Below are 11,140 nucleotides of genomic sequence, written 5' to 3' on the forward strand. Positions count from 1 at the left end.
ATGGCCGTGTTGGTTGACAAGAACACCAAGGTGATCTGCCAGGGCTTCACCGGCGCGCAGGGCACCTTCCACTCCGAACAGGCCATCGCCTACGGCACCAAGATGGTCGGCGGCGTGACCCCCGGCAAGGGCGGCACCACCCACCTCGACCTGCCGGTGTTCGACACCGTGGCCGAGGCCGTGCACACCACCGGCGCCAACGCCTCGGTGATCTACGTGCCGCCGCCCTTCGCCGCGGACGCCATCCTGGAGGCCATCGACGCCCAGATCCCCCTGGTGGTCTGCATCACCGAAGGCATCCCGGTGCTGGACATGGTGACGGTGAAGCGCGCCCTGGCCGGGTCCAAGACCCGCCTGATCGGCCCGAACTGCCCCGGCGTCATCACCCCGGACGAGTGCAAGATCGGCATCATGCCCGGCCACATCCACAAGCGTGGCAAGATCGGCATCGTCAGCCGCTCCGGCACCCTGACCTATGAGGCCGTGGCGCAGACCACCGCGGCCGGCCTGGGCCAGACCACCTGCATCGGCATCGGCGGCGACCCGGTCAACGGCACCAACTTCGTGGACAGCCTGCAGCTGTTCCTCGACGATCCGGAGACCGAGGGCATCATCATGATCGGTGAAATCGGCGGTTCGGCGGAAGTCGACGGCGCCGAGTTCATCCGCGACAGCAAGACGAAGAAGCCGGTCGTCGGCTTCATCGCCGGCCGCACGGCCCCCCCGGGCCGCCGCATGGGCCACGCGGGCGCCGTGATCTCCGGCGGCAACGACACGGCCGACTTCAAGGTCGAGGCCCTGCGCGCCGCCGGCATCCATGTCGCCGACAGCCCCGCCAGCCTGGGTTCCACCATGCTGAAGGCGCTGAAGGGCTAAGGCCCGGCCTCTGCAAGGTCAAGTGACGGCCGGTCCGGATTTCCGGGCCGGCCCCAGGAAAGAACGGCGGCACCGGCCCCAGCGTACGTCTGGAACCCCGGGCCGCCGTTTTTCCATGGCTGGCATGAGGCATCGTTTCCCGTCGGTCGCTTGACCCCATGGGACAGCGGTGCCACCTCATTGTTTGCGTGCACATCAAATAAGTTTGATGGGTGCGCGCCCACCGTCCGTGATGGCCCGCTTTGTCCAGTGCCGCGCAACAAAAGAGTAAGGTCCCTTTTGTTCGTGATGAGTTTGTTGCGGGAACTGGGCGTTTCTTATGCGTGGTAGGCGTTTTCGTGGCAACGGCCCCCGCGCCGTCGCATATTGAAGGCGCTGGTATCATGGCGTAAAAGAACGCGAATTTCGGTCCCATCGGGACGCCCTGCCACATAGACGCGGGCGCCCTATCCCTCCCAGATCAAGCGCAGAGCGCCATGGTAACCGATCAAAGCTCCCTGTTTTTCGCCGGCAACGCGACCTTCGTCGCCGAGCTTTACGCCCGCTACCTGCAGGATCCGGCCTCCGTCGATCCTTCGTGGAGCAGCTTCTTCGCCGGGCTGGATGACGATGCCCGCGTCGTGCTGGGCGAAATCAAGGGGGCGAGCTGGGCGCCCAACAAGGCCGCCGTCATCGCCGTGCCCGACCCCGACGCCAAGCCGGCCGCCCCGGCAAAGGGCGCCAAGGGTGCCAATGGCGCCGCCGCCCCGGCCGCGAACGGCGCGGTTGCTGGTGGCATCACGCCCGAGCAGTTGCGTCAGGCCCAGCTGGACAGCATCCGCGCCCTGATGCTCATCCGTGCCTACCGCGTCCGCGGCCACCTGATGGCCAAGCTGGACCCGTTGGGCCTGGAGAAGCGCAGCGAGCATCCGGAGCTGGATCCCAAGACCTACGGCTTCACCGACGCCGACCTGGATCGCCCGATCTTCATCAACAACGTGCTGGGGATGGAGACGGCCACCCTGCGCCAGATCGTGGACGCGGTGCAGCGCACCTATTGCGGCCACATCGGCGTGGAGTTCATGCACATCCAGGATCCGGAACAGAAGGCCTGGATTCAGGAGCGCATCGAGGGCATCCGCAACCAGACCGACTTCACCGTCCAGGGCAAGAAGGCCATCCTGCAGCGCCTGACGGCCGCCGAGGGCTTCGAGCGCTTCCTGCAGCTGAAGTACACCGGCACCAAGCGCTTCGGCCTGGAGGGCGGTGAGGTCTGGATCCCCGCCATCGAGCAGATCCTGAAGCGCGGCGGTCAGCTGGGCCTCAAGGAACTGGTGATCGGCATGGCGCACCGCGGCCGCCTGAACGTGCTGGCCAACGTGATGAACAAGCCGTACAAGGCCATCTTCTCCGAATTCCAGGGCAACGCCGCCAATCCTGAGGATGTGCAGGGCTCGGGCGACGTGAAGTACCACCTGGGCACCTCGGCCGACCGTGAGTTCGACGGCAACTCCATCCACCTGTCGCTGACGGCCAACCCGTCGCACCTGGAGGTGGTGAACCCGGTCGTGTGCGGCAAGGTCCGCGCCAAGCAGGTGCAGCGCTCCACCATGCCGCCGTCCGATGAGGCCCGCGCCGAGGTCATCGGCCTGCTGCTGCACGGCGACGCCGCCTTCGCCGGCCAGGGCCTGGTGCCCGAGACGCTGCTGCTGTCCGAGTTGAAGGGCTACCGCACCGGCGGCATCATCCACATCATCACCAACAACCAGATCGGCTTTACCACCGCGCCGCAGTACGCCCGTTCCGGCCCGTACCCGACGGAAGTGGCCAAGGCCATCCAGGCGCCGATCTTCCACGTCAACGGCGACGATCCCGAGGCCGTGATCCACGTCACCCGCATCGCCGTGGAGTTCCGTCAGAAGTTCCTGAAGGACGTGGTGCTGGACATCGTGTGCTATCGCCGCCAGGGCCACAACGAAGGCGATGAGCCGGCGTTCACCCAGCCGCTGATGTACAAGGCCATCCGCAACCACCCCACCACCCGCGAGCTGTACGCCAAGCAGCTGATCGCCGAGGGTGTGATCACGGCTGAGGAAGCCGACGGTTTCGTCAAGGACTTCCACAAGGCCATGGAAGCGGAGTTTGAGGCCTCGACCACCTACAAGCCGAACAAGGCCGACTGGCTGGAAGGCAAGTGGCAGGGCCTGAGCGCCGCCAAGAACGACGACCGCAAGGGCAAGACCGCCGCGTCCATGGACCTGTTGCAGGAGGTGGGCAAGGCCATCTCCGCCGTGCCGGAAGGCGTGGACGTGAACGCCAAGGTGGTGCGTCAGCTCAAGGCCAAGCAGGAGATGTTCGCCACCGGCAAGGACCTGGACTGGGCCACGGCCGAGGCGCTGGCTTTCGGCACCCTGCTGGTGGAAGGCGTGCCCGTGCGCCTGTCCGGCCAGGACGTGGGCCGCGGCACCTTCTCGCACCGTCATTGCGTGCTGGTCGACCAGACCACCGAGGCCAAGTACGTGCCGCTGGACCACATCCGCGCCCCGGGCCACCCAGAGGGCCAGGCCCGGTTCGAGGTCCACGACAGCCCGCTGTCCGAAGCGGCCGTGCTGGGCTTTGAATATGGCTTCACCCTGGCCGAGCCGCACGCCCTGGTCCTGTGGGAGGCGCAGTTCGGCGACTTCGTCAACGGCGCCCAGGCCATCATCGACCAGTTCATCAGCTCGGGCGAAAGCAAGTGGCTGCGCATGTCCGGCCTGACCATGCTGCTGCCGCACGGCTATGAGGGCCAGGGTCCGGAGCACAGCTCCGCCCGTCTGGAGCGCTTCCTGCAGCTGTCCGGTGAGGACAACTGGCAGATCGTGAACTGCACCACCCCGGCCAACTACTTCCATGTGCTGCGCCGCCAGGTGAACCGTGAGTTCCGCAAGCCGCTGGTGGTCTTCAGCCCCAAGTCGCTGCTGCGTCACAAGCTGTGCGTCAGCGACCTGGCCATGTTCACCGGCAACGAGTCCTTCCACCGGGTCCTGTACGAGACCGGCGTGGATCTGGTCGAGCCGGCGAAGATCCGCCGTGTCGTCCTCTGCTCGGGCAAGGTCTACTACGACCTGTTCCAGGAGCGGGAGAACCGCGGCGTGAAGGACGTGGCCTTCCTGCGTCTGGAGCAGCTGTACCCCTTCCCGCACGACGCCCTGAAGGTGGAGCTGGCCAAGTATCCCAACGCCGAGGTGGTGTGGTGCCAGGAAGAGCCCGCGAACATGGGCGCCTGGAGCTTCGTCGACCGCCGTATCGAGGCCGTGCTGAAGGAGCTGAACCACAAGGCGGGCCGTCCGTCCTATGTGGGCCGCGCCGAGGCCGCCTCGCCGGCAGCCGGCCAGCTGAAGCGCCACAACCAGGAACTGGCCAAGTTCCTGGACGAGGCGCTGACCATCGCTTGATCCCATAACGTTCCGGGGCCCGTTGCGGCCCCGGAATGATTTTATTCTGAAACCCTCTGTTAGAAACGAACCAAGGTCCCAAAAACATGGCGACGGAAATCCTGGTGCCCACCCTCGGCGAGTCCGTGTCGGAAGCGACGGTCGCGCGGTGGCTGAAGAAGGTTGGCGACAGCGTCAAGGCGGATGAAACGCTGGTGGAGCTGGAGACCGACAAGGTCACCTTGGAAGTGAACGCCCCGGCCTCCGGCACGCTGGGTGAGATCCTGGCCGCCGAGGGCGCCAATGTGGGCGTCAGCGCCGTGCTGGGCCTGATCACCGAGGGTGGCGCCGCCGCGGCCGCCGCTCCCGCCGCCGCCCCGGCCCCGGCCAAGACCGCCGCCCCGGCGCCGGTCGCCGCCCCGGCCGCCGCTCCGGCCGCTGGCGCTTCGGCTGGCGTGATGCCCGCCGCCGCCAAGATCGCCGCCGACGCCGGCGTCAACCCCGCCGCCATCGCCGGCACCGGCAAGGACGGCCGCGTCACCAAGGGTGACGTGATCGACCACCTGGCCGCCCCGGCCCCGGTCGCCGCGCCGGCCCCGATCGCCAAGGCCCCGGCCGGCCCGCGCGCGCGCGCCGACCGTGAGGAGCGGGTGCGCATGACCCGCCTGCGGCAGACCGTCGCCGCCCGCCTGAAGGACGCCCAGAACACCGCGGCCATGCTGACCACCTATAACGAGGTGGACATGACCAACGTGATGAAGCTGCGCAACGAGCTGAAGGACCAGTTCGAGAAGAAGCACGGCGTGAAGCTGGGCTTCATGTCCTTCTTCGTGAAGGCCTGCCTGGTCGCCCTGAAGGAAATCCCGGCCGTCAACGCCGAGATCGAGGGCACCGACATCATCTACAAGAACTACTACGACATCGGTGTCGCCGTCGGCACGCCGACCGGCCTGGTGGTTCCCGTGGTGCGCGACGCCGACCAGATGGGCTTCGCCAAGATCGAGCAGAGCATCAACGAGCTGGGCAAGAAGGCCCGCGACGGCAAGCTGTCCATGGCGGACATGACCGGCGGCACCTTCACCATCTCCAACGGTGGTGTGTACGGCTCGCTGATGAGCTCGCCCATCCTGAACGCCCCGCAGTCGGGTATCCTGGGCATGCACAAGATCCAGGAGCGTCCGATGGTCGTCGGCGGCCAGATCGTCATCCGCCCGATGATGTACCTGGCCCTGTCCTACGATCACCGCATCATCGACGGCCGCGAGGCCGTAACCTTCCTGGTGCGGGTCAAGGAATGCCTGGAGAACCCGGAACGCATCCTGCTGGATGTCTGATCCGACGGATGGGGGGCCCACGGGCCCCCCGTTTGCTGACTGCCTGATCGCTTAATCCAACATTCGGCGCCTGCTCCCTAACGCCCATCGTATCCGGAGCGATAGCGACTAGGCCGCGACCGCGGCCGCCGCAGATTTCCGGGGAGCGTAGCGGACTGGAAATCGAGGAAGCCAAGCGGGCGGGTGCCCGCGCTCGGCGCCTGAGGGAACCCAAACATGACCACCGAAACCCAATTCGACCTCGTCGTCATCGGCAGCGGCCCCGGCGGCTATGTCGCGGCCATTCGCGCGGCCCAGCTGGGCATGAAGGTCGCCTGCGTCGAGATGCGCAAGACCCTGGGCGGCACCTGCCTGAACGTGGGCTGCATCCCCTCCAAGGCCCTGCTGGTGGCCAGCGAGAAGTTCGAGGAGGCCAGCCACTCCCTGGGCAACTTCGGCGTCAAGGTGTCGGGTGTCGAGCTCGACCTGCCGACGATGATGAAGCACAAGGACGACGTGGTTAAGTCCAACGTCACCGGCGTGGAGTTCCTGTTCAAGAAGAACAAGATCACCCGCTTCACCGGCAAGGGCAGCATCGCCGCCCCGGGCCAGGTGACGGTGACCAAGGAGGACGGCGCCACCGAGACCGTCACCACCAAGAACATCCTGATCGCCACCGGCTCCGACGTCATGCCCCTGCCGGGCGTGACCATCGACGAGAAGCGCATCGTCTCCTCCACCGGTGCCCTGGAGCTGGCCGGCGTGCCGAAGCGCCTGGTGGTCATCGGCGGCGGCGTCATCGGGCTGGAACTGGGCTCCGTCTGGCAGCGCCTGGGCGCGCAGGTCACGGTGGTGGAGTTCCTGGACCGCATCCTGCCCGGCATGGACGGTGAGGTTTCCAAGCAGTCGCAGCGCATCCTGGCCAAGCAGGGCCTGTCCTTCAAGCTGTCGACCAAGGTCACCTCGGCCGTGGCCAGCGACACCGGCGTCACCCTGACGGTCGAGCCCGCCGCCGGCGGCACGGCCGAGACCATCGAGGCCGACGTGGTGCTGGTGGCCATCGGCCGCCGCCCTTACACCGAGGGCCTGGGCCTGGACAAGGTCGGCGTGGAGCTGGACGAGCGCAAGCGCGTCAAGACCGACCACCACTTCCGCACCAACGTGCCCGGCATCTGGGCCATCGGCGACGTCATCGCCGGCGCCATGCTGGCCCACAAGGCCGAGGAAGAGGGCGTGGTCTGCGCCGAGGTGATGGCGGGCCAGTCCGGCCACATCAACTACGACGCCATCCCGGGCGTGGTCTACACCTGGCCGGAAATCGCCTCCGTCGGCAAGACGGAGGAGCAGTTGAAGGCCGCCGGCGTCAACTACAAGGTCGGCAAGTTCCCCTTCACCGCCAACGGCCGCGCCCGCTCCATGCAGGCTACCGAGGGCTTCGTGAAGCTGCTGGCCGACGCCCATTCCGACAAGCTGCTGGGCGCCCACATCATCGGCGCCTCGGCGGGTGAGATGATCGAGGAACTGGCGCTGGCCCTGGAGTTCGGCGCCTCGTCCGAAGACATCGCCCGCACCAGCCACGCCCACCCCACGCTGACCGAGGCCATCAAGGAAGCGGCCCTGGGCGTGCTGGGCCGCACCATCCACATGTAATATCAACGGCATTTGATCGTGGCCGTTCAAATGCCGTCCCTCAAGCGCCGGGCGGCCACATCCGTGGCCTGGGCTTCCTCGCGTTTCAGTCCGCTGGCGCTCCCCAAAACGCTCCGGCGGACGCAGTCGCGTCCTACAGCGGCATGAGCCGAAATCTCATGCCGCTGGTATGAGCAGTCTTCCCCTCCGGGAATGCGAAAAACGGCGCCGGGGTGACCCGGCGCCGTTTTGCATTCAGGACCTCTGTGTTCAGGACCAGGGCCCCTTGGGGCCGTCATGGTCCACCCGCTTGGGCGGCGGGGGTGGGGCCGGTGGCTCTTGGTCCCGCGCCGACGCCGGCGGTGGCTTCGGCCCCCAATAGCGGCGCAGGCGGGGTGCCCCCAGCATCACGATCAGCACCGCCACCAGATAGATGAAGCTCTGGCTGCGGATGCCGGCCCACAGATGGTCCAGCAGTCCGCCTTTCACCAGGGCGTCGCCGGCGACCAGGCCGCTGAGGCCCAGGGTGACCGATTGGTCGGCGATGGGCACGTAGTCGCGATAGCCGTTGCCCGGGGTGAAGCGGATCATGGACAGCAGCGCCGGCATCTCCCCCTCGATGGTGGGCAGGTCGTTCATGCGGGCGGCGATGTCCAGACCCAGCACCCCGCGGCGCCCCAACAGGCGGACGTGATAGTCCAGCCCATCCACCGCCCCGCCATCTGCCAGGCGCCGCGTGGCCCAGACCAGGGTATGGCTGGACTCGTCGTACCGGGGCGGCCGGGCCCAGCCGGTCAGCCGCAGCGTGCCGCCGTCGGCGGATTTCAGGGCGGCCAGCAGGGCGTCGGCATCCAGCCGGCCGGCGTCCAGGTCGCTGACATGGCCACTGCCGTCATAGCTCAGGACCACCAGCCAGGCTGGCTCCGGCGCCGACCCCACCGGGACCAGCAGGCCCAGCCCAGCGCCGCCGGCCACGGGGCGACCCCGCCAATGCCGCTCCAGGAAGGCCTTGGTGTCAGCGGCGGTCACGTAGTGGAAGGCGGGGTTGGGCGTCAGGGTGACCGCCTTGTCCGCCAACGACAGGGGCGTTTCGTCCGTGGCGCCGGCCGGTGACACGCCGCCGAGAAGCAGCGCGCACACCAGGGGGATCAGCAGTTTCAGCAGCCGCATGGGGCTTGTCCTCAGGAACGGGGGCCGCCGCGCCGGGCCCGGGGGTGCGCCGTCTCATAGACCGACAGCAACTGGTCGGCGTCCACGTCGGTATAGCGCTGGGTGGTGGACAGGCTGGCGTGGCCCAGCAGGTCCTGGATGGCGCGCAGGTCGGCGCCGCCGCCCAGCAGATGGGTGGCGAAGCTGTGGCGCAATGCATGCGGCGTGGCGGTATCGGGCAGGCCCAGCAGTTGCCGCAAGGTCTGCATGGCCAGGCGCGCCACCCGGTCGTTCAGCCGGTCCCCGCGCACGCCTACGAACAACGGCCCGCTGGCGGGCAGTGGGTGGGGGCAGGCCTCGATATAGGCCGCCAGCGCCTGGCGCACGGCGGGCAGGACGGGCACGTCGCGCTGCTTGGCCCCCTTGCCGGTCACCCGCAGGGTATCGCTGCTCAGCGGCGCTTCCCCTCGGGTCAGCCGCAGGGCCTCGTCCATGCGCAGGCCGCAGCCGTACAGCAGGGTGAACAGGGCCCGGTCGCGCAGGCCCACCCAGGGCGATTTGGGGATGTCGGACGATTCCTCCAGCAGCGTGCCGGCGTCGTCCACCGTCAGCGGCCGGGGGATGGGCCGCTTCACCTTGGGGGCGTTCAGCAGGCCGATGGCCGGGTTGTGCAGCCGGCCGGAGCGGTCCAGCCAGCGGAACAGGTTGCGCACGCCGGAAACGGCGCGGGCCCGGCTGGCGGCGATGGCGCCATCGCTCGCCCGGTCGGCCAGCCAGGCGCGGAAATCCCCCAGCCGGGCGCCGCTCAGATCGTTCAGGCTGGGCGGCCGGCCCAGGTGCTCCGTCAGGAAGGACAGGAAGGCCGCGACATCACCTTGATAAGCGCGCAACGTATGGGGCGACGCCGTCTTCTCCGACGTCAGCCAGCGCCGCCACTCCTCCAGCGCCGCCGCCACGTCCGGCGCACAGGAATATCCCAGGGCAGGGGGCTTGGTCATGATGATCTCTCTAGCGCACCTTTTATAGGCCGCGACTGTGGCTGCCGGCGCTTGAGGCAGCTCAAAGGGCCAACCAGCCCTTGATGCACCGCTCGACCACGCGGGCCAGGAAGCTCAGCAGCTCGGTGCCCTGACCGGGGTGGAACAGGTCGGCATCGCGGGAGCCGAAGGCCAGCAGGCCCGCCGGCGCGTCGGGGGCGATTTGCAGGCGGACCAGCGCCTCGGACCGGACGATGGGGGCGGCGGGGCCGTAGATTTCGGGCATGCCCTGGATGTTGCCGCGCAGGATGACCTCGCGCCGGTGCATCCATTGGCCGATGGTGCCGGTTCCGACCAGTTGCAGGCCGCTGCGCTCGGCATGCAGGACTAGGCGGCTGTCCTCCGGCTGCTCCATGACCAGGCAGGCCATGTCCAGGTCCAGCAGGACGGCCAGGTCGGTGGTGATGGTCTGGATCAGGTGCTCGAAACTCTGCGCGTCCATCAGGTACAGGGCCGCGGCATGCACCCGGTTCTGATTGTTGATGTTGGCGCGGGCGGTGGCGATCAGTTCTTCCTGCTGGGCGGTCAGCTCGGCCACGTCCCGCCGCAGCTTCAGCAGCATGAAATGCTGCAGGTCCGCCACCCCATTGCCCCGGTTCTCGGGCGGCGGGATCAGGTGGTGAACCACGTCCGGGTGCTGCTGCAGGAAATCGGGTGTCTCGCGCAGGTATGTGGCCACATCCTCCGCGGTCAGGGCGTCGCCCAAGGCGCTGTGCGGTGTCTTGCCGCCCATATGCTGCTCTTCCCTTCAGGCCGGTGTCCGGCGTTCCCGGCATCCGGCGTCCCATGGCTTCAAACGCAAACCGGCCCGCCCATCGCTGGGCGGACCGGTCAGGCATCCGCTGGAACGCGACAGGGATCAGCGGGTCGGCAGCGGCTGATCCAGGATAGTCTGCCCGGTCTTGGCCCAGTCCGCAACGAACTGCGCCAGACCCTTGTCGGTCAGCACATGGTTGAACAGCTGACGGATCACCGACGGCGGCATGGTGGCGACGTGGGCGCCCATCTTGGCCGACTGGGTGACGTGGATGGGGTTGCGGATGGAGGCGACCAGGACCTCGGTGGTGAAGTCCGGGTAGTTGTCATAGATGGTGACGATCTCTTCGATCAGGCTCAGGCCGTCCTGGCCCATGTCGTCCAGGCGGCCGACGAAGGGGGAGACGAAGGTGGCGCCGGCCTTGGCGGCCAGGATGGCCTGCGCGGCGGAGAAGCACAGGGTCACGTTGACCATGGTGCCTTCCTGCGACAGGTGGTGGCAGACCTTCAGGCCGGCCGGGGTCAGGGGCACCTTCACCGCCACGTTGGGGGCGATCTTGGCCAGGTGCTTGCCTTCCTTCAGCATGGTCTCGAAATCGGTCGAGGCGACTTCGGCGCTGACCGGGCCCTTCACCACGTCGCAGATCTCGGCGATCAGGTCGATGAAGCTGCTGTGACCGGACTTGGCGACCAGCGACGGGTTGGTGGTGACGCCGTCCAGCAGGCCGGTGGAGGCCAGCTCGCGAATGTCGTTGATGTCCGCGGTATCGACGAAGAACTTCATGGGGGAATACCCTCGAGATCTGAATGGGACCGGGGCCCGCCCCGGGTTGGCCGGCACTCTAACGGAGGGGGCGCCCGGGTGCACGGGCAGAAATGGCGGGGCGGGGGATAGGGGGCATGCGCGCTTGGTGGCAGCCATCACCCTATGGGACCATATAGGGAACAGTGGCGCCCAAGGGGCGCCCGGTGGTAACAGCAAGGC

General features: G+C 67.8%; 8 protein-coding genes. 4 read left to right on the forward strand and 4 right to left on the reverse strand.

All coding sequences use genetic code 11. The annotated features are described in order from the left end of the window. The 4 genes from sucD (at position 1) to lpdA (ending at position 7,234) form a co-directional block, all read left to right on the forward strand. Positions 1 to 876, forward strand: coding sequence for a succinate--CoA ligase subunit alpha (sucD, locus tag ULB03_RS09110; protein ID WP_004274388.1), 876 nt, complete (start codon positions 1 to 3; stop codon positions 874 to 876). 476 nt (positions 877 to 1,352) lie between these two features. Next, positions 1,353 to 4,292 (forward strand): 2-oxoglutarate dehydrogenase E1 component, encoded by a 2,940-nt coding sequence (locus tag ULB03_RS09115; RefSeq protein WP_322482852.1) that lies wholly within the window; start codon positions 1,353 to 1,355, stop codon positions 4,290 to 4,292. Positions 4,293 to 4,378: 86 nt separating this feature from the next. Beyond that, positions 4,379 to 5,605 carry a 2-oxoglutarate dehydrogenase complex dihydrolipoyllysine-residue succinyltransferase gene (gene odhB / locus ULB03_RS09120; RefSeq protein ID WP_322482853.1) on the forward strand — a complete coding sequence of 409 codons (1,227 nt, stop codon included), beginning with the start codon at positions 4,379 to 4,381 and terminating at the stop codon, positions 5,603 to 5,605. A 216-nt stretch (positions 5,606 to 5,821) separates the two neighbouring features. Further along, positions 5,822 to 7,234 (forward strand): dihydrolipoyl dehydrogenase, encoded by a 1,413-nt coding sequence (gene lpdA / locus ULB03_RS09125; protein WP_145729760.1) that lies wholly within the window; start codon positions 5,822 to 5,824, stop codon positions 7,232 to 7,234. Between the two features lie 249 nt (positions 7,235 to 7,483). Here the strand turns inward: lpdA and ULB03_RS09130 are convergent, their stop codons facing one another. From ULB03_RS09130 to fsa, 4 genes are all read right to left on the reverse strand, one after another. Beyond that, the gene (locus ULB03_RS09130; RefSeq protein WP_322482854.1) at positions 7,484 to 8,383 is read right to left on the reverse strand and encodes a DUF2167 domain-containing protein; all 900 of its coding nucleotides are present in this window, start codon (positions 8,381 to 8,383) and stop codon (positions 7,484 to 7,486) included. Positions 8,384 to 8,394: 11 nt separating this feature from the next. Then, on the reverse strand, positions 8,395 to 9,360 hold the full coding sequence (locus ULB03_RS09135) for a tyrosine recombinase XerC (protein WP_322482855.1): 966 nt from the start codon (positions 9,358 to 9,360) through the stop codon (positions 8,395 to 8,397). A gap of 61 nt (positions 9,361 to 9,421) precedes the next feature. Beyond that, on the reverse strand, positions 9,422 to 10,132 hold the full coding sequence (locus ULB03_RS09140) for a DUF484 family protein (protein WP_322482856.1): 711 nt from the start codon (positions 10,130 to 10,132) through the stop codon (positions 9,422 to 9,424). Between the two features lie 126 nt (positions 10,133 to 10,258). Then, positions 10,259 to 10,939 carry a fructose-6-phosphate aldolase gene (gene fsa / locus ULB03_RS09145; RefSeq protein ID WP_088871978.1) on the reverse strand — a complete coding sequence of 227 codons (681 nt, stop codon included), beginning with the start codon at positions 10,937 to 10,939 and terminating at the stop codon, positions 10,259 to 10,261. Positions 10,940 to 11,140: the final 201 nt, after the last annotated feature.

Origin of the sequence: Nitrospirillum goiasense (assembly GCF_034427435.1) — a bacterium.
Taxonomy (GTDB): Bacteria; Pseudomonadota; Alphaproteobacteria; order Azospirillales; family Azospirillaceae; genus Nitrospirillum.

Excerpts from the sequence above, each read along its gene's own strand:
- sucD (WP_004274388.1), top strand. The coding sequence starts at position 1 with ATGGCCGTGTTGGTTGACAAGAACACCAAGGTGATCTGCCAGGGCTTC.
- ULB03_RS09115 (WP_322482852.1), top strand. The coding sequence starts at position 1,353 with ATGGTAACCGATCAAAGCTCCCTGTTTTTCGCCGGCAACGCGACCTTC.
- odhB (WP_322482853.1), top strand. The coding sequence starts at position 4,379 with ATGGCGACGGAAATCCTGGTGCCCACCCTCGGCGAGTCCGTGTCGGAA.
- lpdA (WP_145729760.1), top strand. The coding sequence starts at position 5,822 with ATGACCACCGAAACCCAATTCGACCTCGTCGTCATCGGCAGCGGCCCC.
- ULB03_RS09130 (WP_322482854.1), bottom strand. The coding sequence starts at position 8,383 with ATGCGGCTGCTGAAACTGCTGATCCCCCTGGTGTGCGCGCTGCTTCTC.
- ULB03_RS09135 (WP_322482855.1), bottom strand. The coding sequence starts at position 9,360 with ATGACCAAGCCCCCTGCCCTGGGATATTCCTGTGCGCCGGACGTGGCG.
- ULB03_RS09140 (WP_322482856.1), bottom strand. The coding sequence starts at position 10,132 with ATGGGCGGCAAGACACCGCACAGCGCCTTGGGCGACGCCCTGACCGCG.
- fsa (WP_088871978.1), bottom strand. The coding sequence starts at position 10,939 with ATGAAGTTCTTCGTCGATACCGCGGACATCAACGACATTCGCGAGCTG.